This window comes from Ensifer sp. Root954 (assembly GCF_001429005.1).
Classification (GTDB): Bacteria; Pseudomonadota; Alphaproteobacteria; order Rhizobiales; family Rhizobiaceae; genus Ensifer; species Ensifer adhaerens.
Window position 1 is genome coordinate 738855 of the sequence record NZ_LMJM01000023.1, and the last position, 26541, is coordinate 765395.

General features: G+C 63.2%; 21 protein-coding genes and 1 pseudogene. 5 read left to right on the top strand and 17 right to left on the bottom strand.

What is annotated here, in order from left to right; genetic code table 11:
* Positions 1–178, top strand: a pseudogene (locus ASE71_RS36980) (lipoprotein-releasing system transmembrane subunit LolC); the annotation flags it as partial.
* Positions 179–345: 167 nt separating this feature from the next.
* On the opposite strand, the gene ASE71_RS17610 reads toward ASE71_RS36980, so the two are convergent.
* A complete protein-coding gene (locus ASE71_RS17610) occupies positions 346–813 on the bottom strand; it encodes a DUF5680 domain-containing protein (protein ID WP_060522201.1) in 468 nt (155 codons plus the stop codon).
* 83 nt (positions 814–896) lie between these two features.
* Complete coding sequence (locus ASE71_RS17615; protein WP_060522202.1) at positions 897–1466, bottom strand: hypothetical protein; 570 nt, start codon at positions 1464–1466, stop codon at positions 897–899.
* Positions 1467–1883: 417 nt separating this feature from the next.
* On the opposite strand from ASE71_RS17615, the gene dnaE reads away from it, so the two are divergent.
* Entirely contained in the window at positions 1884–5381 is a 3498-nt protein-coding gene (dnaE, locus tag ASE71_RS17620; protein ID WP_034795337.1) for a DNA polymerase III subunit alpha, read from the top strand.
* Between the two features lie 109 nt (positions 5382–5490).
* Here dnaE and ASE71_RS17625 read toward each other — a convergent pair whose 3' ends face one another.
* The 4 genes from ASE71_RS17625 to ASE71_RS17640 form a co-directional block, all read right to left on the bottom strand.
* Positions 5491–6720 carry a L,D-transpeptidase family protein gene (locus tag ASE71_RS17625; RefSeq protein ID WP_060522203.1) on the bottom strand — a complete coding sequence of 410 codons (1230 nt, stop codon included), beginning with the start codon at positions 6718–6720 and terminating at the stop codon, positions 5491–5493.
* A 139-nt stretch (positions 6721–6859) separates the two neighbouring features.
* On the bottom strand, positions 6860–8152 hold the full coding sequence (locus tag ASE71_RS17630; RefSeq protein ID WP_060522204.1) for a DNA polymerase IV: 1293 nt from the start codon (positions 8150–8152) through the stop codon (positions 6860–6862).
* A 167-nt stretch (positions 8153–8319) separates the two neighbouring features.
* Complete coding sequence (locus ASE71_RS17635; protein ID WP_060522205.1) at positions 8320–8961, bottom strand: hypothetical protein; 642 nt, start codon at positions 8959–8961, stop codon at positions 8320–8322.
* A gap of 2 nt (positions 8962–8963) precedes the next feature.
* The gene (locus ASE71_RS17640; RefSeq protein WP_060522206.1) at positions 8964–9233 is read right to left on the bottom strand and encodes a DUF3572 domain-containing protein; all 270 of its coding nucleotides are present in this window, start codon (positions 9231–9233) and stop codon (positions 8964–8966) included.
* Positions 9234–9389: 156 nt separating this feature from the next.
* On the opposite strand from ASE71_RS17640, the gene ASE71_RS17645 reads away from it, so the two are divergent.
* Together ASE71_RS17645 and ASE71_RS17650 are read left to right on the top strand one after the other, a co-directional pair.
* Positions 9390–9761, top strand: a complete 372-nt coding sequence (locus ASE71_RS17645) for a response regulator (protein WP_003537642.1) — start codon at positions 9390–9392, stop codon at positions 9759–9761.
* Positions 9762–9778: 17 nt separating this feature from the next.
* Positions 9779–11146 (top strand): PleD family two-component system response regulator, encoded by a 1368-nt coding sequence (locus tag ASE71_RS17650; protein ID WP_060522207.1) that lies wholly within the window; start codon positions 9779–9781, stop codon positions 11144–11146.
* Between the two features lie 579 nt (positions 11147–11725).
* Here ASE71_RS17650 and rpmG read toward each other — a convergent pair.
* The 10 genes from rpmG to ASE71_RS17700 all read right to left on the bottom strand — a co-directional run bounded on the left by rpmG (position 11726) and on the right by ASE71_RS17700 (position 23659).
* Positions 11726–11893, bottom strand: a complete 168-nt coding sequence (rpmG, locus tag ASE71_RS17655; RefSeq protein ID WP_034795357.1) for a 50S ribosomal protein L33 — start codon at positions 11891–11893, stop codon at positions 11726–11728.
* A gap of 93 nt (positions 11894–11986) precedes the next feature.
* On the bottom strand, positions 11987–13171 hold the full coding sequence (locus ASE71_RS17660) for an MFS transporter (RefSeq protein ID WP_060522208.1): 1185 nt from the start codon (positions 13169–13171) through the stop codon (positions 11987–11989).
* A 13-nt stretch (positions 13172–13184) separates the two neighbouring features.
* Positions 13185–13889, bottom strand: coding sequence for an NUDIX hydrolase (locus ASE71_RS17665; protein ID WP_060522209.1), 705 nt, complete (start codon positions 13887–13889; stop codon positions 13185–13187).
* A complete protein-coding gene (locus ASE71_RS17670) occupies positions 13886–14341 on the bottom strand; it encodes a DUF983 domain-containing protein (protein ID WP_034795645.1) in 456 nt (151 codons plus the stop codon). The genes ASE71_RS17665 and ASE71_RS17670 overlap by 4 nt, the downstream gene beginning before the upstream one ends.
* A gap of 26 nt (positions 14342–14367) precedes the next feature.
* Positions 14368–16740: a ribonuclease R gene (gene rnr, locus ASE71_RS17675; protein WP_060522210.1), complete on the bottom strand. Its 2373-nt coding sequence runs from the start codon at positions 16738–16740 to the stop codon at positions 14368–14370.
* Positions 16741–16742: 2 nt separating this feature from the next.
* Positions 16743–19409, bottom strand: a complete 2667-nt coding sequence (topA, locus tag ASE71_RS17680; RefSeq protein ID WP_060522211.1) for a type I DNA topoisomerase — start codon at positions 19407–19409, stop codon at positions 16743–16745.
* A gap of 229 nt (positions 19410–19638) precedes the next feature.
* Positions 19639–20787 (bottom strand): DNA-processing protein DprA, encoded by a 1149-nt coding sequence (dprA, locus tag ASE71_RS17685; protein ID WP_060522212.1) that lies wholly within the window; start codon positions 20785–20787, stop codon positions 19639–19641.
* Positions 20787–21398, bottom strand: a complete 612-nt coding sequence (plsY, locus tag ASE71_RS17690) for a glycerol-3-phosphate 1-O-acyltransferase PlsY (RefSeq protein ID WP_060522213.1) — start codon at positions 21396–21398, stop codon at positions 20787–20789. The genes dprA and plsY overlap by 1 nt, the downstream gene beginning before the upstream one ends.
* Positions 21399–21428: 30 nt before the next feature.
* Complete coding sequence (locus ASE71_RS17695; protein ID WP_034795376.1) at positions 21429–22721, bottom strand: dihydroorotase; 1293 nt, start codon at positions 22719–22721, stop codon at positions 21429–21431.
* On the bottom strand, positions 22718–23659 hold the full coding sequence (locus ASE71_RS17700) for an aspartate carbamoyltransferase catalytic subunit (RefSeq protein ID WP_034795379.1): 942 nt from the start codon (positions 23657–23659) through the stop codon (positions 22718–22720). Before ASE71_RS17700 ends, ASE71_RS17695 begins: the two co-directional genes overlap by 4 nt.
* Before the next feature lie 157 nt (positions 23660–23816).
* On the opposite strand from ASE71_RS17700, the gene ASE71_RS17705 reads away from it, so the two are divergent.
* Entirely contained in the window at positions 23817–25469 is a 1653-nt protein-coding gene (locus ASE71_RS17705) for an acyl-CoA dehydrogenase family protein (RefSeq protein WP_060522214.1), read from the top strand.
* 48 nt (positions 25470–25517) lie between these two features.
* Here ASE71_RS17705 and ASE71_RS17710 read toward each other — a convergent pair whose 3' ends face one another.
* On the bottom strand, positions 25518–26453 hold the full coding sequence (locus tag ASE71_RS17710; RefSeq protein WP_060522215.1) for an AEC family transporter: 936 nt from the start codon (positions 26451–26453) through the stop codon (positions 25518–25520).
* Positions 26454–26541: the final 88 nt, after the last annotated feature.

Sequence of the window (26541 nt, forward strand, 5' to 3'; positions counted from 1 at the left end):
GGGAACGACGATATTCAGCCCTGAGCTTTATTTCCTCAACCAGCTCCCGGCCGATATGAACGCAGACGAGACCGCACTCGTCGTCGTCATGGCGCTGACCCTTTCCTTCCTCGCCACGATCTTTCCGGCCTGGCGTGCCTCGCGCCTCGATCCGGTGCAAGCCTTGCGTTACGATTGACCCACGCTGTGACTTGCAACGTCGTTTCTTGAATGAATGCGTGCGTCTGGCACAGCGATTACCACCTTCGCCGGCCATCCGCGGCGTTTGGCGTCCAAAGCGCGCCGCGATCCTTTAGATTCGCGAACCGCTGCGCTCTCCTGCGTCACTTGCTGCGGGCCTTGCCCTCAACGCCTGATCAGACCGCCGCGATAGTCGAGCTCGTAGGCTTCCTCGCCGTCGACGAAGATGACCTCATGCCCGGAAAAATGTGCGGTGTCGCCGCGGCTGTTGTCGATGTAGTAGCCATGGGCGTGCCGGAACTCCGTGCCGCCGAGGAAATGCCGCTTGTCGCGGTACATCGCCTGAAGCGCCGCCCTGATGACGACGCCTGCCTTTTCACCGTTTATGAGGTCAGGACGGATGATCCGCCCGAAGTAGTTCATCGCCCAGTGCGGCTCGTCATTCTGCCACACGGTCTCCTGGCCTGCGAAATCGGTCCCGCCGAAATAGCTGTCGAGGTAGCGCCAGCTATCCCGCTCGTAGCCGATGTCGTGAGAACCCGGGCGTGACGACGGTCGCTGCCCGCCGCCGCCGACATAGGTTTTTGATTTGGCTTCAACGATGAATTCTCTGAGTGCTTCGAGCGCGGCCATGATTGTTCCTCATACGTTCGCGCCGGAGGATGTCGCGATCCGCTGAAGTTGTAAAGAACAAATAGAGAACAATCGCCCGGTTATTACAGGCCGCACGCCTTCTGCCCGCGATCGTCGCTCCAGTCCTTGAGAAGGATGAGCTCGCCTTTCGCGGTGATTGGCTTGTCGTTCGATTTGCCCTTGCCCGTCAGCACGTTGAGGTCGCATTGCGCGGTGTTGTCCGGATCGAGCGTATCGTAGGACGAGTAGGTGTAGCCCGCCACGACGAAGTCGAAGTTGCGATAGGCGACCGTCAGCTTCTGTTCCCAGCGGTCGCGCCCGATGGCATCGTTCTGACTGGTGATGAGCAACGAGCCGCTCGGCAGCGCCTCGATCGACGGCGCTTGGCCGACGAGTTCGAACTGACCCCAGACCTTGTTCGGAATGGCCGACTTTAATGCCAGCGCGCCGTTGTCGCCGGTGAGGTAGAGATAGATGCCGTTGTCCTCGTCGCTGCCTTCGGCGGGTCGTACGATGAGCGCGAGATCCGGGCTCCCGTCCTTGTTCCAGTCGCCGGTCGCCGCCGAGACGATGCGGGCGGGGTCTATCGTCTCTGCTGCGGAGACGGTGGTCGGAAGCAGGATCAGCAAGGGGAGAATCAGGCGTGCAAGCATGTCGGAGCGCTCCGCGTGGTCGTTCCTCTTGATATGCGGGCGCCGCGCTTTCCTCAAGCGGCTCGTCGTCAGTTAACCTGCATTCGGGCGCGATGTTAACCATCGTGAACAGAATGCCTGTGCACTGCTTGACGCGTGAACAAAAATGGAACAAAGTAAAAACATAACGGAAAAGGAGCCATGTTATGACTGATTTTGTTCGTGACCTCGCCGCCTTCGCGTCGATGAGCCTGTTCATCGCAAGCATCTCTTTCATTGCGCTCGGCCTCTGAAGGCGGGCGTCAACATCTTCTCTCAAGCACCTCCGCAAAGCGTCTCATCCCCGTTGAATAAGGGGGACGACATGTCAGGGGAATCTGGACATGACGGGCGATAAACGGGATATCCTTCCGACTGGACAGGAATCAGGGTGCGACAATGGCAGACGACAGCAAGGCAGCATCGAGTGAGGCGCTCGGCACGGATCCGCAGTTCGTGCATCTGCGCGTCCACTCTGCCTTCTCCTTGCTCGAAGGCGCTCTGCCGCTGAAGAAGGTCATCGGCAAGGCGGTCGCCGATAACCAGCCGGCGATCGGGATCGCCGACACCAACAATCTCTTCGCAGCCCTCGAATTCTCGCAGAAGGCAGCCGGTGACGGGCTGCAGCCGATCACCGGCTGCCAGCTGTCGATCGACATGGAGGACGAGACCGAGGGGGATCGGCGCGGCCATGGGCATCAGCTCGCCAAGCTGCCGTCGATCGTGCTCATCGCCGCCACCGATGACGGCTATACGCGCCTCGTCGATCTCGTCAGCCGTGCCTATCTCAGCGGCGAGGGCAGCCAGGCGACGCGCATTACGCGCTCCTGGCTTGGCGAATGCGGCACCGAGGGCTTGATTGCGCTGACCGGCGCGTCCGGTGGCCCGGTGGATATCGCCATGAAGGCGGGCTCCACGGCGCTCGCCGAAGCGCGTCTCGAAGCCTTGCATGATCTCTTTGGCGATCGGCTCTATATCGAGCTGCAGCGCCACGGTGGCCACGACCGGCGGCACGAGAGCCGGATGATCGAGCTTGCCTACAAGTTCGACATTCCGCTTGTCGCCACCAACGAAGCCTTCTTCCCGTCGCCCTCCGACTATGAGGCGCATGACGCCCTGATGGCGGTAGCGCACAACGCCATGGTGTCGGACGACAGCCGGTTCCGCCTGACACCGGACCACTATCTGAAGAGCCGCAAAGAAATGGCGGCGCTGTTTGCGGATCTGCCCGAGGCACTGGAAAACACGATCGAGATCGCCCGGCGCTGCTCCTTCATGCTGAAGACCCGTGGGCCGATCCTGCCGCGCTTTACCGGCGCGACGGCGGATCCGGAGGAGGCCGAGCGCGCCGAGTCGGACGAACTGCGTCGCCAGGCGGAGGAGGGCCTCGAAGACCGTCTCGCGAGACTGGGTATGGCGCCCGGCTACACCCAAGAGGAATACCGCGAGCGCCTGGCCTTCGAATTGAGCGTCATCGAGCGCATGAAGTTCCCCGGCTACTTCCTGATCGTTGCCGACTTCATCAAATGGGCCAAGCAGCACGACATCCCCGTCGGGCCGGGTCGCGGCTCGGGCGCCGGCTCGCTCGTCGCCTATGCGCTGACGATCACCGACGTCGATCCGATGCGCTTCTCGCTGCTGTTCGAACGCTTCCTCAATCCCGAGCGCGTCTCGATGCCCGACTTCGACATCGACTTCTGCCAGGACCGGCGCGAAGAGGTGATCCGCTACGTGCAGCGCAAGTACGGTCGCGAACAGGTGGCGCAGATCATCACCTTCGGTTCGCTGCAGGCCCGTGCCGCCTTGCGAGACGTCGGTCGCGTGCTCGAAATGCCCTATGGTCAGGTCGACAAGATCTGCAAGCTGGTGCCCAACAACCCCGCCAACCCGACGCCGCTTTCCAAGGCGATCGAGGAGGAGCCGCGCCTGCAGGAAGAGGCCGAGAAGGAGCCGGTGGTCGCCCGCCTTCTCGATATCGCCCAGAAGATCGAAGGCCTTTACCGCCACGCCTCGACCCACGCCGCCGGTATCGTGATCGGCGACCGGCCGTTGTCGCAGCTGGTGCCGATGTATCGCGATCCGCGCTCCGACATGCCGGTCACCCAGTTCAACATGAAGTGGGTCGAGCAGGCCGGTCTCGTCAAGTTCGACTTCCTCGGCCTGAAGACGCTGACGGTGTTGAAGGTCGCGGTCGATTTCGTCAAGCAGCGCGGCATCGAGGTCGATCTCGCGAGCATCCCGCTCGATGATCTGAAGACCTACGAGATGCTGTCGCGCGGCGAAACGGTCGGCGTGTTCCAGGTGGAAAGTGCCGGCATGCGCAAGGCGCTGATCGGCATGCGGCCCGACTGCATCGAGGACATCATCGCACTCGTGGCGCTCTATCGCCCAGGCCCGATGGAGAACATCCCGGTCTATAACGCCCGTAAGCATGGCGAGGAAGAGGTCGAGTCGATCCATCCGAAGATCGACCACCTGCTCAAGGAAACGCAGGGCGTTATCGTTTACCAGGAGCAGGTGATGCAGATCGCCCAGGTGCTCTCTGGCTATTCGCTCGGCGAGGCCGACCTTCTGCGCCGCGCCATGGGTAAGAAGATCAAGGAGGAGATGGACAAGCAGCGCGCCCGTTTCGTCGACGGCGCCGTCAAGAACGAGGTGTCGAAGCCGCAGGCCGACCTCATTTTCGACCTGCTCGCCAAGTTCGCCAACTACGGCTTCAACAAGTCGCACGCGGCGGCCTATGCGATCGTGTCCTATCAGACCGCCTACATGAAGGCGCACTATCCGGTGGAGTTCCTGGCGGCGTCGATGACGCTCGACATGTCCAACACCGAAAAGGTCAACGACTTCCGCCAGGATGCCAAGCGTCTGGGCATCGAGGTGATCGCCCCGTCGGTACAGACCTCGTTCCGGCACTTCCAGACGGGCGAAAGCCGCATCTATTACTCGCTTGCAGCGATCAAGGGCGTCGGCGAATCAGCCGTCGAGCACATCGTCGAGGTTCGAGGCGACAAGGCCTTCGCAAGCCTCGAAGACTTCTGCCTCCGGATCGACCCCAAGCTGCTCAACCGTCGCGTTTTTGAAAGCCTGATTGCCGCCGGCGCCTTCGATTGCTTCGGCTACGACCGGGCGGAGCTGGTCGGCGGGCTCGATCGTATTCTCGGGTTTGCCCAGCGGGCTCAGGAAAACAAGACGAGCGGGCAGAGCGACATGTTCGGCGCAGGGGCGGCCACCGGGCCGGAGCGCATTGCGCTTCCGACCTACACGCCGTGGCTTGCCTCGGAAAAGCTGCACCGCGAGTTCCAGGTTCTGGGCTTCTATCTGTCTGCCCATCCGCTCGACACCTACAATGCGCTGCTCGCCAAGATGCGCGTGCAGACCTTCGGCGATTTCGCCGGCGCTGTGAAGAAGGGGGCGACGGCCGGAAGGCTCGCCGGAACCGTAACCTCGAAGCAGGAGCGCAAGACGCGCACCGGCAACAAGATGGGAATCATCGCCTTCTCGGATTCCTCCGGCCAGTTCGAGGCGGTACTGTTCTCCGAGATGCTGCACCAGTATCGAGACCTGCTAGAGCCCGGCAAATCACTGGTCATGACCGTGGCTGCGGAAGAACGGCCGGAAGGCATCGGCCTGCGCATCCAGACGCTGCGTTCGCTCGAAGAAGAATCGCTGCAACTGCAGAAGGCGCTGCGCGTCTATGTGCGCGATTCCGGACCGCTGAAGTCGATCGCCTCGCACCTCAACACGAAGGGCGACGGGCTCGTCTCCTTCGTCGTCATCAAGGACAATGGCCAGCGCGAGATCGAGGTTGAACTGAACGAGAAGTTCCGGATTTCGCCGGAGATCGCTGCAGCATTGCGCTCGGCGCCGGGCGTCATCGACGTCGAACTGGTGTAATCCGAGGCGGGGCTCCGCTGAATTGCAGTGGAGCGGCGATTGAGCCGGATTGGAACCTATCGACCGGCGGCGGGACGCTCGCCGGGTGCTTGTCTGCCGGTCTCGCGGATCATTCGCCGGGACGTGTCCGGGTGATGGTGATGAAGTCGGTGCCCTGACCGGTCTCCAGACCGCTTTCCACATCGGCAATCGAGAGCGACGAGCCCTCGGCGAGCAACGCTTCCACGCGCTTGCGCACATTGTCGGAGATCGTCATGCGCGCCAGCGTGCGCTGGATACCGTTATAGGCGAAGGGATCGGCCTCCGTGGAGATGCCGAGCCGCTTCTTCGTCGAGGCGGGCAGGTGGTTCTCGAGCGAGACGCCGAACCATTTGCCTTCGGCACCTTCTTCTTCATTGTGCCGGAACTGGAGGAAATGCGTTCCGAGCGCCTCTTCCGGCTTGTCGATCGTAAGCCCGGCTTCAAAGAGCGGCTTGAACCCTTGCCGCACGAGGATCTTGCCGTTTTGCGGCGGCGTACGTCCGGCCTTGCGCAGGAGCCTGTCGGTCAGGTCCGGTGTCAGCTTGCCGTCGCCGTCGATGCCTTCGCTTGCCTGGAAGGCACGCAGGGCCGCAATCGTCGCCGGCCCGGCATGGCCGTCGATCGCGCCCGGCGCGTAGCCGAGGAAATCCAGGGACGTTTGAACCTCGCGCATGGTGTCGCGGGTATCGCTGCGGGTGATCAGGATACGGATCGGCTCCTCGGTGGATCGCGCCGAATTGGCGCCGCCGGGCGGCTCCCGCATCGCCACTTCCACCGGCACATCGCCGGCCTGGCTGATCGCCGGTCTGAGCGGCACGTCGGAAAGCGGCGGCTGGAGATCGATCGGGGCCGGGCGGAAGAGTAGGGCGCTCTTGACCTCCAAGGGCGTTATCTGCCGGTCGGAGATCAGCACGTGCACGCCGCGCTCGGTCAACTTGTAGAGCGAGGCAGCAAATTCACTCGGTAACCGCACGCAGCCATGGGACGCCGGATAGTCCGGCACATGGTTGGAGCCATGCAGAGCAATGCCCGACCAGGTGAGCCGCTGCATGAACGGCATCGGAGCGTTCGAATAGATGTTCGACTTGTGATGACGCCGCTTTTCCAGGATAGAAAAGATGCCCGATGGCGTCGTGTGGCCCGCCTTGCCGGTCGAGACCGGTGATGTCGCAATGACAGCGTCGCCGTCATAGACGACGAGCGATTGCTGATCTTTCGAGACGATGATCTGCAGCGGCCCGCGACTGCCTGCAAAGCCGGTAGCCGGCGACAAAAGCAGTGCGACGACGCTGGCGGTGAGAGCGAAACGCGATACCATACACTCAACCCAACACGTGACTTGGCGAACAAGCCTAGCCTTCAATCTTTAAGGAATTCATCCTGCTGTGTGGGCTGTCGATCAAGGTTGCGTGATCGCTTTGCGAAGCGTGCCTGCTCGGGCAAGCACGCTTGCGGTCTCACGGATCGCGTTTTCTGGTGCCGAAAGTGTAGCCGGTTTCGACGCTCGCCTTGCCGAATTTGTCGCGCAGCTTGTTGATCGCGTCCTCGGCCGCAGCGCGCCTGGTGGCCGCGGGATCGACGAGATCGGGCGGATCGGCGAGATCCGGGGCGGAGAGATCGCTGACGCCGATGCCGATCAGCCGATACTTCGTTCCGTCCGCCTCTTTTTCGAGAAGCTGCAGGCCGATACGGAAGATGCGGTCGGCAAGGCGGGTAGGGCTATCCAGGCGCCGGTTGCGGGTGCGGATCTTGAAGTCGGCGGTTTTGAGCTTGAGAACGACCGTCTGGCCGGCGAGTTCCGACTTTCGCAGCCGGTGGGCGACTTGCTCGCTGAGGCGCCGCAGATGCGTGACCAGATCGTCATAGCGCGCGATATCGTCGTTGAACGTCGTCTCTGCGGAAACGCTCTTGGCTTCCCCGTCGATTTCGACCGCTCTCTCGTCGAGCCCGCGCGATAGGCGAAAGAGCCGCTGCCCCATGGTGCCATAGCGCCGCATCAGGTCGCCTTCCTCCATGGTCTGCAATTGCCCGATCGTGCGCACGCCGTCACGCTCCAACGTGGCGGCAAAGGCCTTGCCGACGCCCCAGATCAGGGTCACCGGCTTCTCGCGCAGAAACTCCAGCGCCTCGGCTTGGCCGATGACGGAAAAGCCGCGCGGCTTTTGAAGGTCGGACGCCACCTTGGCGAGAAACTTGCAATAGGAGAGGCCGACCGAGACGGTGATGCCGACTTCCTGCTCGATCCGGCGGGCGAGCCGCGCAAGCGTGCGTGCCGGTGGATCGTGATGCAGTCGCTCCGTGCCGCTGAGTTCGAGGAAGGCTTCGTCGATCGACAGCGGCTGCACCAGCGGGGTCAGTTCCTGCATCAGCGTGCGCACCTCGCGGCCGACGCGGGCGTATTTCTCCATATTGGGCTTGATGACAATGGCCTGGGGGCAGGCTTCCAGCGCCTTGAACATCGGCATGGCCGAGCGCACGCCGTGAATGCGGGCGACGTAGCAGGCGGTGGAGACCACGCCGCGCTTGCCGCCGCCGATAATCACCGGCTTGTCGGCAAGCTCCGGGTTGTCGCGCTTCTCGATCGAGGCATAGAAGGCGTCGCAGTCGATGTGCGCCAGCGTCAGGTCATAGAGCTCCGCATGCCGCAGAATGCGCGGGCTGCCGCAGGCAAGGCAGCGCCGCACCGACGCCGCCTGTTCCTTGAGGCAGTCGCGGCAGAAGCCTGGAGAGTGAGCAGCGCTGTCGGGCATATCGGGAACAAATATTGAACATTGCGACCTTAAGCTCTACTCTAGCGAGTCTCAAGGAGGCGCGATTGGAAATCACAATGCAATTGTCGCCGTTGAAAAGGATCACCGGGCGCGTCTTGCGCAGCGCCGGCGCGGCTGAATTTGCGCCGACGGGCAGCCGATCCGGGCTAGCCGCGGAAGTGCGCGCGAATGGCTGCGGCTGCCTCCGGCCAGTCTGCGACGGCGCGGATGTCGGCGTCGAGCTTCGGCGCGAGCGCCTTGAACTCCGAGTCGGCCATGAGGTTTATCGGCAGGCAGGTCGGCGCGTGATCCTTCACCGATCGCAGGTTGCGAAGCATGTCGTCGATGAAGACGAGGGGGACGGTACGGCTGCCGTGAAGTTTTTGGACGATCGGCCCCTTCGGCTCTTCGGACGCAAGCAGCGGATAGGGCAGGCCGAGCCGGTCAAGAAGAGCGCGACGAACCGCGGCGTGCTGGGGCGGCATCGCAGTCAGAAAGACGATATCGGCTTCCTCCGACAATGCGGCCAGGGTCTCGACGACCTTGGCGGCGGGCGTTTGCCAACGATCCTGCGAGCCGTAGAAGGTGTCGAGCAGGATCTTGACCTCTGGCTCCGTCACCGGCTGCTCGTCCGCGTGGGTGATGATGTTGCCGGTCAGGCGAAACGATCGGGGCAGGAGGACATGGCCACAGCTCCCAAGGAACGCTTTGAACGGATTGATGAATTCAAGCACGACATCGTCGATGTCGCTGACGATCAGCGGGCGGTTTCCAGGCGTGATGCTGTGAACTGTCGGCGCGTTTGCCACCCTCAATCCTCGAAGCCTGCGTGGCCGGAAAGTACCGTATGGGCGCGCACGACGTCTTCAGGCGCCGTACCGGTCGCCGTGCAGAATGCCATCAGGGTCGGTTCATGGTCCATCAGAAAGGCGACGAGCCCGCCCATGAAGCCGGGTTCGGCAATCGCGTTGCGCAACGCCGTCGGGTCCGTGCCGGTCAGCGCCAGAAAGCGGGACAGAAGCTCAGGCTCGCCGGCAAGCCAGGAGAGAATGTCGATGGCGATTTCGTCGGCGCTCTTCAATGGTTTGTCCCCGTATGGTTTTTACGTGCGGAGTTACCTATTTTTCAACCAAATAGGCCTATCTCTGACGTTGAGGAAATGGGTCGAGTCGTCGGCTCCGCACGTTAATTGTCCTGAGGAGACTTGCAAGGTGACGATGGACAGCAAGGGATCGACATGCCCAAACAGGTGATGATTGTTGAGGACAACGAGCTGAACATGAAGCTCTTCCGCGACCTGATTGAGGCCTCCGGCTATGCGACGATCCAGACTCGCAACGGCATGGAGGCGCTCGAGCTCGCGCGCAAGCATCGGCCCGATCTCATTCTCATGGACATTCAGCTCCCGGAGGTTTCCGGTCTGGAAGTGACGAAGTGGTTGAAGGAAGACGATGAGCTACACGTCATCCCGGTCATCGCCGTGACCGCCTTTGCCATGAAGGGCGACGAGGAGCGGATCCGCCAGGGCGGGTGCGAAGCCTATGTCTCCAAGCCGATCTCCGTACCGAAGTTCATTGAGACGATCAAAACCTACCTGGGCGATGCCTGAGCGGCGGGAAAATTGATATGACTGCGCGTATTCTTGTTGTCGATGACGTTCCGGCCAATGTGAAGCTGCTCGAAGCCCGGTTGCTTGCCGAGTACTTCGACGTGCTGACGGCCAGTGACGGTTATGCCGCCCTGGCGCTCTGCGAAAAGACGCCCATCGACCTGGTGCTGCTCGATATCATGATGCCCGGTCTCGATGGTTTCGAAGTCTGCGAGCGGCTGAAGGCGAACCCGAAGACGGCACATATCCCGGTTGTCATGGTCACCGCGCTCGACCAGCCTTCGGACCGCGTGCGTGGCCTGAAGGCCGGCGCCGACGATTTCCTGACGAAGCCCGTCAACGATCTGCAGCTGATGTCGCGGGTGAAGAGCCTGGTGCGGCTGAAGAACGTCAGCGATGAGCTGCGCCTGCGGGCCCAGACGGCGCAGACGATCGGGCTTGAAGATGTTGGCCGGGCGGACCGGCCTGACGAGCCCGGCAACGTCCTGCTCGTCGATGGCCGCGGCTCGTCGCAGGAGCGGCTACAGCGCGCCCTCAAGCCGATTGCCGAGGTCTCGGTCATCTCCGATCCGCAGGCGGCATTGTTCGAGGCGGCGGAGAACAATTTCGACCTCGTCATCGTCAATGCGAATTTCGACGACTACGATCCGTTGCGGCTCTGCTCGCAGTTGCGTTCGCTGGAGCGCACCCGTTTCATCCCTATCCTGCTGATCGCCGAGCAGGGCAGCGACGAGTTGGTCGTCCGCGCGCTCGATCTGGGCGTGACGGACTATCTGATGCGGCCGGTCGATCCCAATGAACTGATTGCCCGGTCGATGACCCAGATCCGGCGCAAGCACTGCAATGACAGGCTGCGGTCGAGCGTGCAGCAAACCATCGAGCTTGCCGTCACCGACGGCCTCACCGGGCTGCATAACCGGCGCTATTTCGACACGCACCTGAAACTGCTGATGGATCGGGCTGCTGCGCGCGGTCGGCCGCTGTCCATCTGCATGACCGATATCGACCGCTTCAAGCAGGTTAACGACACCTACGGCCATGACGTTGGCGACGAAGTCTTGCGGGAATTCGCCAATCGCATCCGCACGACGGTGCGGGGTGCCGACCTTGCCTGCCGGTTCGGCGGTGAAGAGTTCATCGTGGTGATGCCGGATACGTCAGCCGAAATGGCGGCCGGTGTCGCCGAGCGTCTGCGCACGATCATCGAAAGCCTGCCATTTGCGATCCCGCAGGCGGACGGCCCCCTGAAGGTCACCGCGTCCATGGGGATTGCCACGCTCAGGCCCGGCAGCGACACGGCCGAAGCGCTGCTGAAGCGCGCCGATACGGCGCTCTATCAGGCCAAGCACGAAGGCCGAAATCGGGTGGTGGCAGCCGCCGCCTGAGCCGCGCCTGCTGCGTTTCTGGCCTCAAAGCACCCCAGGGAATTTCTTTGCCCGCCTCTTGCGGCCTGCATTCAAAGTTGTATTCTCGCGTCACCTGTTGCTACCGGGGAGTTTGGGTGGCAGCAGAGATCATGCAGTGTGCCTGTCCAGGTCTGATACAGAATTAACCATGCGCCGAGCGGCACCGCTCCGCGCATTAAGAATTCGTTGATTTTTTTTTATTTTCAGGTGATGCTCATGAAAGAGGGGGCATCCAGCCTTCTGCGATATTCGTTACCCCATGATGCTCAGGTCCGCCGCATCTCCTGGGTCGTGGGGTCGGTCGGTTGGCTTTTGGCGTCCGCGGAATCCTCGTGCCGCAGTCAGAGGCCAGCCGACCCCCTTTCCGACACGCCGTCCCGCCTTCGGGGCGGCGTTTTGATTCTGGGGGAAGAGCAGGGGCGGGCGAGCCGTTTCCTCCCCCTGGCGTGGAACCCGTTTCACTCAGCGCCTACGCTAGATGCTCAAGGCATTGGCCTAAAAAGGAAAGGGCGCCTGACCTTGCGGTCGGCGCCCTTCAATTCCCGAAAACCGGCGATCTTACTTGATCTTGGTTTCCTTGAATTCGACGTGCTTCTTGACGACCGGGTCGTACTTGGTCTTCGTCATCTTTTCCGTCATCGTACGGCTGTTCTTGGTCGTGACGTAGAAGAAACCCGTGTCGGCTGTCGAAAGCAGCTTGATCTTGATGGTGGTGGCTTTTGCCATGGTCGTCCTGCCTTTGTAACAATGAAAGCCGTGGACAACCGGTTGCGGGCCACGGGCAAGGTTGGCGCGAAACTACAAATCGCGGCCGAAAAGTCAAGACCGTTTTGGTTTCAAAACGATCCTGACCACCGAAAGCGCGACATAGAGACCGAAAAAGCCGGCGATCGCCCAGGCAAAACCGTTGTTGCCGGTGGCGTCCATTGCCGCGCCGATCGCCTGCGGTCCTGCGACGGTACCGACGGCGTAGGAAAACACGAAGGCCGCGTTGGCGGCGGCGAGATCCGCGCCCTGAAGCCGTGAGCCCAGGTGGCTGAGGCCGACCGTGTAGAGGCCGGAGACACAGCCGCCCCAGAACAACAGCACGATTGCCATCAGGAACCAGCTCTCGACCAACAGCGGCAGGAACAGCGCGCCGATAAGACCGATCAGCGTCATCGCCGAGAGCAGTGTGCGCCGGTCTTTGACCCTGTCGGAGAGCATGCCGACCGGGATCTGGAAGATGAAATTGCCGACCCCCATGACCGTTAGCAGAAGCGCTGCCTGCGATTCGCTGAAACCGGACCGCGTCCCGAAGATGAGGAACAGCGAGAGACCGCCTGATTCGACCGCGCCGAATATGAAGACGGCAGCCGTTGCCGTGGGCACGAGGAAGACGTAGCGCAGGAAATGCCGCTCGGGCTTCTCGTCGATGACGGGGCTTTCGTCGCGCGCGAGGAAAATCGGCACGGATGCCAAGAGGATGACGCCGCCGCCGACGAGGAAGGGCAGGAGGCCTTCGCTGCCGAGGATCGAAAACAGCAGCGGGCCGGTCAGGAACCCAAGCGACAGGAATGTGCCGTAGATCCCCAGCACGAAACCGCGCTTGCTCGGCGGGGCCGTCGCGTTGATCCAGAACTCGGAAAGAATGAAGAGGACGGTGATCGCCCCGTGGAAGACGATTCGGAGCGGGAACCAGAGCCAGAAATTGGTGATATAATAGAAGCCGAGCGCGCTGGTGGCCGCGATCAGCACGGCCCAGAGCATCGTTGGCGCTACGCCATGCCGGTGGGCGAACTTCGTCGTGAAGGGGGCGGCCACCATCGATGCCAGGCCCGCCATGGCGGAATTCAAGCCGATGAGGGTCGAGGAAATTCCGCGCTTCTCCATGATGATGGAAAGCAGCGGCAGGCCGAGGCCGATGGCGATGCCGACCGCGCTGATGGCAGCAACGGCCGCGATCAGCGACCGCCAGTGAATTTCCTCAACCGGTGCAGCCGTACCGGGCGATGGCTGTGACATCTGACGCGGGTCCTTAGAGCAATGTGCGCACGAAGCGCCCATGGCGCGAGGTATAGAGTGGAACCGGTCGTTCGCAGGGCAGCGAAGGATCGGCGTCCAGTCCGTTCCTGAGGTCCGCGAGGATGACCGCGGTGATGTCAGGTATCCGTAGCGACGGAGTAACGTTCACATCGATCCACTGCAAATCCTGAAGCTCCCGACTGTCCAGGAACCGCGTGGGATCGATTTCGGCCTCGTCGGCGAACACGGCGAAGAAGCGCGTATCGAACCGCCTCGTGTTGCCTGGAGGGGTGATGGCCCGAGCCATATAGCGCAACTTTGCAAGATCGGGAAGAAAGGGAACGGGAGCTTCGGCCGAAGGAAGCGGCGCGCCTATAGCGATGCCGGCTTCCTCGTAAAGTTCACGCAGGGCGGCAAGCGCGAGCGCGCGCGCCCGGGCATCCGACAGTCCGCGCTCGCCGGCCACCTTCAGCGTTCGCAGGACGGAGGGATGGAGATCGGAGCCGAAGCCAATTCGATGATCGCCGGTATCGCGGCGTCCGCCGGGGAACACATAGAGATCCGGCATGAAGGCGTGCGCACTGTGGCGCCGTCCCATAAGCACACGCACGCGGCCGCCAACGCGATCGAGCAGCATGATCGAAGCGGCATCCCGGGGCCGCATGGTCGCGGGACGCGGAGGCTTGGGTTCGTTGCCCGTCTCCCGCGCCGGCCTCATGCCCGTTCGTCTCTCGGGGGCAGCACGTCCTCAGGCGCATCTTCGTGTCCGCCGAAGCCATGCATCTTCAGCGCCCATTGCAGGCCGATGACGGCGCCTTTTACAGGCTGCAGCAGCGCCAGCGAGCTGATGACGGTGATCGGTGCCCAGATGGCGAGATGCTGCCAGCTGTTGAGCGGAAGGATGAGGTCGGTCGCCATGTAGCCGGCAAGCACGAGGTGGCCGACGATCGTGACGACGATATAGGGCGGGAAATCGTCGGCGCGGTGGTGGTCCATGCGCTCGCCGCAGGCCGCGCACGTCTCAACCGACTTGAGGTAGCTGCGAAACAGCTTGCCGCTGCCGCACGCTGGACAGCGGCCGAGAAAGCCGCGCTTCATCGAAAGACCAACGGAGCGCTCGTCGCTTTTGGACCCGCCCAGATGAAGTGTTTCGCCTGACGCCGCTTTCATGTGCATTCCTCTGTCCTATCGGGACCCTATCGCCGGCCGCGCGGCGGCCGTGTCCCCGGCTTCTTCCGGGCGCCGGTGCGATCCCTGCGACCGGACTTGTGGAAGGAGCGCGTTGCCGTCGGCATCTTGCGTCCTTCGCTGATCATCTCGAAGCGGAGCGCACCCGCAAGCGGCACGGCCTCGACGAGCTTGACGCGTACCGGATCGCCCAGGCGATAGCCGAGCCCGGTCTTCTCGCCGGAAAGCGCCTGATGCGCCTCATCGTAGATGAAGTAGTCGCGTCCAAGTGTTGATATCGGAACGAAGCCGTCGGCGCCATAGGCCGGCAGGGTGACAAAGAGTCCCGCCTTGGTGACACCGGAAACGCGGCCGTCGAATTCCTCCCCGACGCGACCGTTGAGATGATGCGCGATCAGTCGGTCGACCGTGTCGCGCTCGGCCGCCATGGCACGGCGCTCGAAAGTCGAGATCTCGGCGGCGATGTCGTCGAGTACGGCCTCTTCCTGCGGTGTCAGCCCGCCTTCGCCAAGGCCGAGCGAGGCAACCAGCGCCCGGTGCACGATCAGGTCGGCATAGCGCCGGATCGGAGACGTGAAATGCGCGTACTTCAAAAGGTTGAGGCCGAAGTGCCCGATGTTCTCGGGGCTGTAGATCGCCTGGCTCTGCGAGCGCAGCACCATCTCGTTGACCATGGTCTCGAAGGGCTTGCCTTCGGCCTTGGCGAGGATGCCGTTGAAGTGGTTCGAGCGCATGTTCCCGCCCTTGACGAGCGAGATGTCGAGCGTCGCCAGGAATTCACGCAGGCTTTCCTGCTTGGCAAGCGAGGGCTGGTCGTGGACGCGGTAGATCAGCACCTGGCGCTTCTGCTCCAGCGTCTCGGCGGCGGCTACGTTCGCCTGGATCATCATTTCCTCGATCAGCTTGTGCGCGTCGAGGCGTTCGGGAACGAAGACACGGTCGACCGTACCGTCGGGTTTCAGGATGATCTTGCGCTCGGGCATGTTGAGCTCGAGCGGCTGGCGCCGGTCGCGGCCGCGCGTGAGGATGCGATAGCCTTCCCAGAGTGGCTTCAGGATCGTCTCGAGGATCGGCCCGGTCTTGTCGTCCGGATTGCCGTCGATCGCTGCCTGCGCCTGCTGGTAGGAGAGCTTTGCCGCACTCTTCATCATGATGCGATGGAAGGTATGGCCGGCCTTCCGGCCTTCCTTGGAGAAGCGCATGCGCACGGCAAGCGCCGGGCGATCGACGCCTTCCTTGAGCGAGCAGAGGTCGTTGGAGATGCGCTCGGGCAGCATTGGCACGACCCGATCGGGAAAGTAGACCGAGTTGCCGCGCTTCAGCGCTTCAAGGTCCAGAGCGGACTTCGGACGCACGTAGTAGGAGACGTCGGCAATCGCCACCGTGACGATGACGCCGCCGGGATTGTCCTCGGACGGATCCGGCTCCGCATAAACGGCGTCGTCATGGTCCTTGGCGTCGGCCGGATCGATGGTGATCAGCGGCAGCGTGCGCCAGTCCTCGCGGTGCGCCATGGTGGCGGGGCCTGCGGCGTTCGCCTCCTCGATCACCCGTTCCGGGAAAACGTGGGGAATGCCGTGGGCATGGATGGCGATCATCGAGATCGCTTTCTCCGAGGCGACCGAACCTATGACGGTCTGCACCTGCGCGCGCGGCAGACCGTAACGGCCGAGACGCGACAGCTGCACCTCGACCAGATCGCCGTCCTCAGCGTTGCCCGTGAACTCCGGATCAACAAGTATTTCCTCGCCGCGCTTTTCGATCGGCATCAGGCGGCCACCGCCGCCGGGCGTCGAGCGGAAAACGCCGAGCACGGCATCCTTGCGCTTGTCCAGCACCTTGATGATGCGCGCCGTATAGGCCGGGCCGCCCCGTTCCTTGGCCGGGAAGATCTTGGCGAGAACGCGGTCGCCGAGACCGCCGACCGGAGCCTTGCCCTTACCCTTGGCGACGGCGGATTGCTTGATCAGCACCGCCGGCGCGACGCCATCGTCGTCGAGCCATTCGGCCGGGCGGCCGATCAGCTCGCCATCGACATCACGGATGGTGATGTCGAGCACGGTCACCGGGGGCAGGGCGCCCGGACGCACCAGCGACTTGCGCTTCTTTTCGACCAGACCGTCGACTTCCAGCGACTTCAGCAGGGCCTTGAGTTCGACACGGGTCTCGCCCTTCAGGCCGAAAGCCTTGGCGATTTCGCGCTTGGAGGCGCGGTCCGGGTTTTCAGCGATGAAGCGCATCAGCACGTCACGCGGCGGGACCGCGCCGTGGATGATCGGTTCGCTTGGCTGGGCCGATCCGGCCTTTGCCGCGCGAGCAGGCTTCTTGCCCTGGCTTCTCTTGCCGGACTGTTCGGTCGGGTCGCGCGGTATTCTGGTCAAGATCAGTCCTTCTTGGCCTTGGCGGCCGTCTTTGTTTTGCTCTTGGCGGGCGCCTTGGCCTTAGCCTTGGTCGCCTTGGCGCCGTCCTCGGACTTCGCCGCTGCCTTGGTCGTCTTGGCCTTGGTCGCCTTCCCCTTGGCCGTTCCGCCCTTGGCAGCACGCTCAGAGATCAGCACAAGTGCCTCCTCGACCGTCACCGACTGCGGATCCTTGCCCTTCGGCAGGGTGGCGTTGACCTTGCCCCAGTTGACATAGGGGCCGTAACGGCCGTCACGAACGGTGATCGGGCCACCGTCGGGATGGTCACCGAGTTCCTTGAGCGACGCGGCAGCGGTGCGGCCCCGGCCGGCACCGGCCTTCGACTGCTTGTCGGCGAGAACCGAGACGGCGCGATTGAGGCCGATCGAGAAGACGTCCTCGATCGATTCGAGATTGGCATAAGTGCCGTCGTGCAGCACGAACGGTCCGTAGCGGCCAAGCCCGGTTGAGATCATCTTACCGGATTCCGGATGGGCACCGATATCGCGCGGCAGCGACAGCAGCGCGACCGCCTTCTCGTGGTCGATCGTCGACGGCGTCCAGCCCTTCGGCAGGCTCGAGCGCTTGGCTTCCTTGCCGTCGCCACGCTGGACATAGGGGCCGAAGCGGCCGCTCCTGAGCGTGATTTCCTCGCCGGTATGCGGATCCTTGCCGAGCGCCTGCGGTTCGTTCGAGACCGCCGCCTCCTCGCCGTTGCTGTCGGAGGAAAGCTGGCGGGTGAAGTTGCACTCCGGATAGTTCGAGCAGCCGACGAAGGCGCCGTACTTGCCGAGCTTCAGCGACAGCTTGCCGGTGCCGCAGACCTGGCAGATGCGCGGATCGCCGCCGTCCTCGCGCTTGGGGAAGACCAGCGGCGCCAGTTCCTCGTTCAGCGCGTCGAGCACGTTCGTTACGCGCAGTTCCTTGGTTTCCTCGATCTGGGCGAAGAAATCCTTCCAGAAGTCGCGAAGCACGTCTTTCCAGTTGACCTCGCCGGCGGAGACCTGGTCGAGCTTTTCTTCGAGCGACGCGGTGAAGTCGTAGCCGACATAGCGTGTGAAGAAGCTTTCCAGGAACGCCGTCACCAGCCGTCCCTTGGCCTGGGGGATGAGCTTGCGCTTGTCGTTGGTGATGTAGTCGCGATCGAGCAGGGTCGTGACGGTGGCGGCATAGGTGGAGGGACGGCCGATGCCGAGCTCTTCCATCTTCTTGATCAGGCTTGCTTCGGAATAGCGCGGCGGCGGCTCAGTGAAATGCTGCGAGGCATTGATCTTCTGCTTGGCGAGGTTTTCGCGCGCATTGATCTCCGGCAGGCGGCCATCCTCGTCGCCGTCATCAGTCTGTTCGCCGTCTTCCTTGGCATCCGTATAGGCAGCGATGAAGCCGTCGAAGCGGATAACCGAGCCGGTGGCGCGCAGACCGGCCTTCTGGCCGCCATTGTCCGCAGTGATTTCCGCGGTCGTACGCTCGATCTCGGCCGATGCCATCTGGCTGGCGATGCCGCGCTTCCAGACGAGGTCGTATAGCCTGAGCATGTCGCCATCGAGGAAACGGCGAACCTGGTCCGGCGTCCGGTTGAAATCGGTCGGGCGGATGGCCTCATGCGCTTCCTGGGCATTCTTCGCCTTGGTCGAATAGAAACGCGGCTTTTCCGGTAGATAGCGGTCGCCGAACTGGCTGGCGATCGCAAGGCGCGAGGCTTCGATCGCTTCCGGCGCCATCTGCACGCCGTCGGTACGCATATAGGTGATCAAACCGACCGTCTCGCCGCCGATGTCGACGCCTTCATAGAGCTTCTGCGCGACCTGCATGGTGCGCGAAGCGGAGAAGCCGAGCTTGGAGGAGGCGGCCTGCTGCAGTGTCGAGGTGGTGAAAGGCGGCGACGGGTTGCGCTTGACCGGCTTTGCTTCGATGCTATCGACCACATAGGCGGCGCCATCGAGCAGGGTCTTGAGACGATTTGCTTCTTCGCCGTTGCCGACAGCCTTCGGCGCAAGACGCTTGCCATCGGCCGAAACGAGACGCGCCTCGAACTCGTCCCCGCGCGGCGTCTTCAAGAGCGCCGAGATGTTCCAGTACTCCTCGGAGATGAAGCGCTCGATCTCGTTTTCACGATCGCAGACGAGGCGCAGCGTCACCGACTGCACGCGGCCAGCCGAGCGGGCGCCCGGCAGCTTGCGCCAGAGCACCGGCGAGAGGTTGAAACCGACGAGATAGTCGAGTGCGCGGCGCGCCAGGTAAGCGTCGACCAGCGAGGTGTCGATGTCGCGCGGATGAGCGATTGCTTCGAGAACGGCCTTTTTGGTGATGGCGTTGAAGGCCACGCGCTTGACCGGCTTGTCGCCGAGCACCTTCTTCTTCTTCAGAAGGTCAAGCACATGCCAGGAAATCGCTTCACCTTCGCGATCCGGGTCGGTTGCGAGAATGAGGCCGTCGGCGGATTTGACCGCGTCGGCGATGTCCTTCATGCGTTTCGCCGAGGCACTGTCGACTTCCCAGGACATCTCGAAGTCTTCGTCGGGACGGACCGAACCGTCCTTCGCCGGCAGGTCGCGCACGTGACCAAACGAAGCCAGTACCTTGTAGCCGGGGCCCAGGTACTTGTTGATCGTCTTTGCCTTGGAAGGCGATTCCACCACTACAACATTCATCGTCATTTTCTGAGACAACCGGTCCTGGTTCGGCGTCAGCGCCGTTTGCGCCGTACTTCGCCTGATATCGACGCCCCGAAATGGACAGGGATTCGAACGGGGTCAAGGGGGTTCGCCCAAAATAACGAAGAGAGGCCAGTGGGCGAACCATGCGGAAACACGCGGAATCTGCGATCTGAAACGTGTGATTGGTCCCGCTGGCGTGCCCGCCTGTGGCTGTGGCTTGTCATCATTCGGGCGTCGCGAGCGACACGAGGCCGCCAGCATGGCGATCAAGCCGACCGGCCAGATCAAGTTCCAGCAGAAGCAGATAGACCTGAGCCGGCGAAAGCCCGGTGTGGCGGACGATATCGTCGATCTCGACCGGCGTCGGGCCGAGCGCGGTGCTGACCGCGGCGCGGTCGCCGTCGCTCGCGCTCGCCGGAACACCAACCCGCGCCTGACCATCCGGTTCCCGCACGCCCGGCAGCGGCAGCTCCAGCTGGCTGAGTGGCGCCAGCGCCTCGATCACGTCATCCGGGCCGGTCGTGACGATCGCGCCCTGTTTCAGGAGATCGTTGGTGCCATGGCAGCGCGGATCGAGCGGCGAGCCGGGAACCGCAAAAACGAGCCGGCCGAAATCGGCGGCGTAGCGCGCGGTGATGAGCGAGCCGGAGCGGTGCGCGGCCTCGACGATCGCAACGCCGAGGCTGATGCCGGCGATCAGCCGGTTGCGGCGCGGAAAGTCGCGCGCCCGTGGCTCCCAGCCGAAAGGCATTTCGCTGATCGCGAGGCCCCGACCGGCCGTGATTTCTTCGAGCAGGCCGACGTTCTCGGGCGGATAGGGACGGTCGAGACCGCCGGCAAGGGCAGCGATCGTGCCGGTATCAAGGCTGGCGCGGTGGGCGGCCGTATCGATGCCGCGCGCAAGACCTGAGGTCACGACATAACCGGCGCGGCCGGCGTCGCACGCAATCATCGCCGCAAACTTTGCGCCGCTGACCGACGCGTTGCGCGAGCCGACAATGCCGAGCGACGGGCGGCCAGCCGCGCTGAGATCGCCTTTCATCGCGAGCAGAGGGGGAGCACCGTCGATCTGCCTGAGTGCCGAGGGGTAGGCTGCTTCGCCGATGCCGATGAAGACAGCGCCATGGCGTCGGGCAGCTTCGAGTTCCCGTTCGACCTCGCTTACGGAAGCCACACGATAGGTCTGCCTGGTTCCACCTCGCCGCGACAGTTCAGGCAAGGCGTCGAGCGCATTTTCCGCGGTGCCGAAATGGTTGATCAGGTCGCGGAAGGCGATGGGGCCGACATTGTCGCTGCGAATGAGCCGGAGCCAGGATATCTTCTGTCGTTCGGTCAGCGCCACTCCGTTTCGTCCTGCGCTGGCCTCAGACATTATCCCTTGTCTCCGATCTTGCTTTCCGTGCCGGCGAGCAGCCGCTGAATGTTGGCGCGGTGCTTCACCCAGGTGATGACCGTCATGGCGGTAAAGAGGAGGGCGACCTTCTCGTTGCCTGCCGCGTAAAGTAGAACCGGAATGATAGCCGTTGCAACCAGGGCGGACAATGAGGAGTAGCGGCTGATTTTCGCCATGCCGAGCCAGATGACCGCGAAGGCAAGCACCATGAGGGGAGCAAGGCCGAGCAGGACGCCGATATAGGTGGCGACACCCTTGCCGCCCTTGAAGCCAAGCCAGACCGGGTAGAGATGGCCAATGAAGGCGGCAAAGCCCGCGGCGATTCCCGCCTCGACGCCCCAGTAGGATGCGATGAACGCTGCGGCGGAGCCTTTCAGGGCATCGAGCAACAGCGTTGCGGCAGCAAGCTTCTTGCTGCCGGTTCGCAGCACATTGGTCGCGCCGATATTGCCGGAGCCGATCTTGCGCACGTCGCCGAGCCCGGCCATGCGCGTCAGGATCAGTCCGAACGGGATCGAGCCAAGGAGATAGCCGAAGGCAAGGCTTAAGAGCGTAAAGGGCAGCCCAAGCTGCCAGGACAATAGATCCACCGGTTCCCCTCCCGCGCGACCGCTTTCGGCTTAGGCCGAATGCACCAGCTTGCCGGCAACATAGGTTTGCACGACCCGCCCGGTAAAGCGCGCATTTTCAAACGGCGTATTCTTGGAGCGAGAAACGATCGCCTCTTCGTAAAGCACCCAGGGCTCGTCGAGATCGAGGACGGTGATATCGGCCTTGGCGCCGGGTTTCAGCGTACCGGCGTCGAGACCGAAGATCGCCGCCGGCCGCGTCGACATCGCATCGATCAGGCGCATCAGCGGAACCTGGCCGCTGTGATGCAGGCGAAGCGCGGCCGCGGCCAGCGTTTCCAGGCCGATCGCCCCATCGGCAGCATCGGCAAAGGGCAGCCGCTTGGTGTCGACGTCCTGCGGGTCGTGCGAGGAGACGATGATATCGATCGTGCCGTCGGCCAGTGCCTCGGCCATCCCGATCCGGTCGTCCTCGCTGCGCAGCGGCGGCGAAAGCTTGAAGAATGTCCGGTATTCGCCGATGTCGTTCTCATTGAGCGCGAGATTGTTGATCGACACGCCGCAGGTGACGTTGGCGCCACGCTCGCGTGCGGTACGGATCGCGGCGGCCGATTCGGGAACCGAGATCTGGGCGGCGTGATAGGCGGCACGCGTCAGTCCGGCGATGCGCAGGTCGCGCTCGAGCGGAATGATCTCCGCTTCGCGCGGGATCCCGGAAAGGCCGAGCCAGCTTGCAAGCAGGCCCTCGTGCATGACGCCGTTGGCACCGAGATACTTGTCGCGGGTCTCAAGGGAGATGACGGCGCCGAATTCGCGCGCATAGGTCATGGCGCGGCGCAGGACCAGCGTGTCGTGAATCGAGCGACGACCATTGGTGAAGCAGACAGCACCCGCTTCGCGAAGCAGGCCGAACTCGGTCATCTCTTCGCCGGCAAGACCCTTGGTCAGCGCTGCGGCCGGGTGTACGTTGACGAGCGCCTTGTCGCGCGCCGTCTTCTTCACATACTCGACGAGCGCGATGTCGTCGATGACAGGGTCGGTCTCCGGCATGGCGATGAAGGTGGTGACGCCGCCGGCAGCGGCGGCCCGCGATGCGGACTCGAAGGTCTCGCGGTGTTCGCTTCCCGGTTCGCCGACAAAGACGCGGGCATCGACGAGGCCCGGAACGGCGGTGAGGCCGGCGCAGTCCTTGACGAAGGCGCCATCCGGCGCGCCCTGGTTCTGGGCATCGGCACCGGCAGCAAGGATAAGGCCGTCGTCGCCGACGATAACAGTGCCGACTTCATCGAGATTGCGCGAGGGATCGACGATGCGAAGGTTCTTCAGAACGAGTGGTCTGGTCATGTGCGCGGCCCCTGGTTCTGCGAGAGAAGCAGCGTTTCCATAACCGCCATGCGCACGGCAACGCCCATCTCGACCTGCTGTTCGATCACGCTCTGCGGCCCGTCGGCGATTTCCGAGGCGATCTCGACGCCGCGGTTCATCGGCCCGGGATGCATGACAAGCGCATCCGCCTTGGCTGCCTTCAGCTTTTCCGCATCGAGCCCGTAGTAGTGGAAGTATTCGCGTACAGACGGCACGAAGGACCCGGCCATGCGCTCGCGCTGCAGGCGCAGCATCATGACGACATCGGCATCCTTCAGGCCCTCGGCCATCGAGTGGTAGACTTCGACGCCCATGTCGGCGATCCCGGAGGGAAGCAGCGTCGCCGGTGCGACGACCCGAACCCGTGCGCCCATCTGGTTCAGGAGCAGGATGTTGGAGCGCGCAACGCGCGAGTGAAGCACGTCGCCGCAGATCGCCACGATGATGCGCGAGAGCTTGCCCTTGGCGCGGCGGATCGTCAGCGCGTCGAGCAGCGCCTGCGTTGGGTGCTCGTGCTGGCCGTCGCCCGCATTGACGACGGAGCAGGAGACCTTTTGTGCGAGAAGGGCTGCGGCACCGGCCGAGGAGTGACGCACGACCAGCACGTCCGGGTGCATGGCGTTCAGCGTCATCGCCGTGTCGATCAACGTCTCGCCCTTCTTCACCGAGGAATTGCCGACCGACATGTTCATCACGTCGGCGCCAAGGCGTTTGCCGGCAAGCTCGAAGGAAGATTGCGTGCGGGTCGAGGCCTCGAAGAAGAGGTTGATCTGCGTCAGACCCCGAAGCGTGGACGTCTTCTTTTCTCTTTGACGGGAGATTTGGACGGCTTCATCGGCGCGATCGAGCAGATAGGTGATATCCTGCTCCGTGAGCCCCTTGATGCCGAGCAGGTGGCGATGCGGGAAAGTGATCATGGGCCGCCCTTGCGCTCTGGAAATGTGGTCGCTCTATAAGACCTGGTCCCCGGCACGGCAAGGCTTGCGCGGTTCAGTCCGCAGAAAACTTGCAACGGCGATCCTATCTTTTCTTCGCCCCGTTCCGTGGTCGAGAAACTTGCGCTAGAACCGGCCCATGAATCAGATGAACCGGACTGAACAGAAACTCGCCGAGCTCAACCAGCCCAAGCCCTGGTCCGGTGTCAACGCCTATCGCTCCGATCCGCTGGTGGTCGACATCACATCGGGCATGAGCAAGACGCTGCGCGATGAGTTCGACGTGCTCGGCCGCTACGTCACCTCGCCGGAGGCCCAGGAACTGGCGCGCATGGCGAACGAAGGTCCGCCGAAGCTGAAGACCCACGGGCCGCGCGGCGAGCGTCTCGATGTCGTCGAGTTCCACCCGGCCTGGCATGCGCTGATGCGCCGCTCGATGTCCTCGGGCCTGCACGCGTCCGCGTGGGAAAATCTGCCGGACGAGCGCAACCAGTCGCACAAGACGCGGGCGATCCGCTTCTATCTGACGGCGCAGCTCGAATGCGGTCATCTCTGCCCGCTGACGATGACCAGTGCATCGCTTGCAGCGATCACTGCGTCGCCGGCGGTGCAGAAGGAGTGGGCGCCGAAGATCCTGTCGCGAAAGTACGATTCCACCAACCGTCCGTGGATGCAGAAGTCGGCCGTCACCGTCGGCATGGGCATGACCGAGAAGCAGGGCGGCACCGACGTGCGCGCCAACACTTCGACGGCCGAACGGGTGGGCGAGGGCATCTATCGGCTGAATGGCCACAAGTGGTTCATGTCGGCGCCGATGAGCGACGCTTTCGTCATGCTGGCGCAGACCCGCGAAGGGCTTGCCTGCTTCCTGGTACCGAGGCTCCTGGAAGACGGCAGCGCCAACGGCCTGCGGTTCCAGCGGCTGAAGGAAAAGCTCGGCAACCGCTCCAATGCGTCTTCCGAGGTCGAGTTCTCAGACACGTTCGGCTTCATTCTCGGCGCGCCGGATGCCGGCCTCCGCACGATCCTCGACATGGTGACGCTGACGCGGCTCGACTGCGCGCTCGCTTCCGCCGGCATGATGCGCGCCTCGCTTGCCGAAGCCGTACATCATACGCGCGGCCGCAAGGTTTTCGGCAAGCCGCTCGTCAGCCAGCCGATGATGACGCGGGTGCTCGCCGACATGGCGCTCGACGTTGCCGCGGCAAGCGCACTTTCGTTCCGCCTGGCCGAAGCCTTCGACAAGGCGCGCAGCAGCGTGGAAGACGCGGCTTACGCGCGGATCATGACGCCGGTTGCGAAATACTGGGCCTGCAAGATCGCGCCGGCTCTGATCTATGAGGCGATGGAGTGCCTCGGCGGCAACGGCTATGTGGAAGAGCGGGCACTGGCGCGCCACTACCGCGAAGCGCCTGTGAATGCCATCTGGGAAGGCTCCGGTAACGTCATGGCGCTGGATGTGCTGCGGGTTCTCGCCAAGGGCAAGGATCTGTTCGAGCAGCTCTTCGTCGTGCTGGCCCGCGATCTCGGCCCGTCCGGTCGCAAGACGATCGACGTGCTGCGCGCGGCTATGTCGCTGTGCGAGCGTGATGAGGGTGCGGCCCGCATGCTGGTCGAGCAACTGGCGCTCGCCGCCGCTGCCGCCGAGCTCTACCGTCTCGGTGCCGGTCGCATTGCCGATGCCTTCCTCGAATCGCGCTTGGCTGCCGGGTGGCGCTCGACCTACGGCATGCTCGATTCGCGCTTCGATTCCGCCTACATCCTCGACCTTCTCTATCCCCCTGCGGCCTGAGCCGCAGGACGTCCGGCGTAAGCCGTCAGGCCGCTGCGGGATAGGCCGTCAGCCCCCTGCGGCGTAAGCCGTCAGGTAGAGGACCAGCGGTATCGTGAAGAACGAAACGACCGTCTGGACGGTCGCGACCGCCGCATAGAGTTCGGCGTCGCCATCCATCTGCTTGGCCAGTAGATAGCCGTTCATCGCGGTCGGCACGGCCGCGCCGAGCGCGATGACCAGCAGAGCATCGCCGCGAATGCCGAGCAAGTAGCTCGCGCTCACCATGAAGACCGGCATCACGATCAGCTTGAGGAAGACCGCGAGCAACGCCGTCCTGCTGGGCTTGAGCGCATCGGATGCCCGCAGGCCCGCACCGACCATCACCAGGCCGAGGCTGAGCGAGGCGCTTGCCAGCATATCGATCGTGGCCATCACTGGGCCGTAGATCTTCAATCCGATCATGTTGACGAGAATACCGAGCACCGAGGCGACGATCAGCGGATTGGTGACGATCTTGGCGAAGAAGCGGCGGAAGTCGCGATTGCCACCGCCGAACCAGACGAGAACACCGATATTGTAGAGATTGATCGGGACGATCACGAGCGTCATCACCAGGGCGGTCAGTGTCAGGCCGATCGGGCCATAGAGTTTCTGCGCGATCGCCAGCGCCATGAACCCATTCCAGCGTGTCGCCGTCTGGAAGACCGAGGTGAAGGACGCACCTGATACCTGGCGGTTCCGCAGCATCGGCCACAACAGCAGCACGAAGACCGACATCAAACTGACGCTTCCGATCGTTGCGATCGCCGTCGCATCGGCCTTCAATCCGGCAAAATCGGCCTGGGCGAGCGTCGAAAACAACAGCGACGGGAAAAGGATGAAGTAGCCGAATTGCTCGAGCCCGAGCCAAAGACCCTGATCGATCAAGGTCGAACGCTTGAGCCAGGCGCCAAGCAGAACCAGGAGGAAGACGGGAAGAATGCTTTCAAAGACGACGGTCATGGGGGAGGGCCTGCGTGCGGGACGTCTATCGCTACCTCAAATCATCGCCGACCGGAATGCGCTGGTGGCACGAGGCGGCGATCAAACG

Excerpts from the sequence above, each read along its gene's own strand:
- ASE71_RS17700 (WP_034795379.1), bottom strand. The coding sequence starts at position 23,659 with ATGATCACTTTCCCGCATCGCCACCTGCTCGGCATCAAGGGGCTCACG.
- ASE71_RS17625 (WP_060522203.1), bottom strand. The coding sequence starts at position 6,720 with ATGGTATCGCGTTTCGCTCTCACCGCCAGCGTCGTCGCACTGCTTTTG.
- ASE71_RS17630 (WP_060522204.1), bottom strand. The coding sequence starts at position 8,152 with ATGCCCGACAGCGCTGCTCACTCTCCAGGCTTCTGCCGCGACTGCCTC.
- ASE71_RS17695 (WP_034795376.1), bottom strand. The coding sequence starts at position 22,721 with ATGACCAGACCACTCGTTCTGAAGAACCTTCGCATCGTCGATCCCTCG.
- ASE71_RS17615 (WP_060522202.1), bottom strand. The coding sequence starts at position 1,466 with ATGCTTGCACGCCTGATTCTCCCCTTGCTGATCCTGCTTCCGACCACC.
- ASE71_RS17665 (WP_060522209.1), bottom strand. The coding sequence starts at position 13,889 with ATGAGGCCGGCGCGGGAGACGGGCAACGAACCCAAGCCTCCGCGTCCC.
- ASE71_RS17670 (WP_034795645.1), bottom strand. The coding sequence starts at position 14,341 with ATGAAAGCGGCGTCAGGCGAAACACTTCATCTGGGCGGGTCCAAAAGC.
- dprA (WP_060522212.1), bottom strand. The coding sequence starts at position 20,787 with ATGTCTGAGGCCAGCGCAGGACGAAACGGAGTGGCGCTGACCGAACGA.
- rpmG (WP_034795357.1), bottom strand. The coding sequence starts at position 11,893 with ATGGCAAAAGCCACCACCATCAAGATCAAGCTGCTTTCGACAGCCGAC.
- ASE71_RS17645 (WP_003537642.1), top strand. The coding sequence starts at position 9,390 with ATGCCCAAACAGGTGATGATTGTTGAGGACAACGAGCTGAACATGAAG.
- ASE71_RS17610 (WP_060522201.1), bottom strand. The coding sequence starts at position 813 with ATGGCCGCGCTCGAAGCACTCAGAGAATTCATCGTTGAAGCCAAATCA.
- ASE71_RS17650 (WP_060522207.1), top strand. The coding sequence starts at position 9,779 with ATGACTGCGCGTATTCTTGTTGTCGATGACGTTCCGGCCAATGTGAAG.
- ASE71_RS17710 (WP_060522215.1), bottom strand. The coding sequence starts at position 26,453 with ATGACCGTCGTCTTTGAAAGCATTCTTCCCGTCTTCCTCCTGGTTCTG.
- dnaE (WP_034795337.1), top strand. The coding sequence starts at position 1,884 with ATGGCAGACGACAGCAAGGCAGCATCGAGTGAGGCGCTCGGCACGGAT.
- ASE71_RS17660 (WP_060522208.1), bottom strand. The coding sequence starts at position 13,171 with ATGTCACAGCCATCGCCCGGTACGGCTGCACCGGTTGAGGAAATTCAC.
- ASE71_RS17705 (WP_060522214.1), top strand. The coding sequence starts at position 23,817 with ATGAATCAGATGAACCGGACTGAACAGAAACTCGCCGAGCTCAACCAG.
- topA (WP_060522211.1), bottom strand. The coding sequence starts at position 19,409 with ATGAATGTTGTAGTGGTGGAATCGCCTTCCAAGGCAAAGACGATCAAC.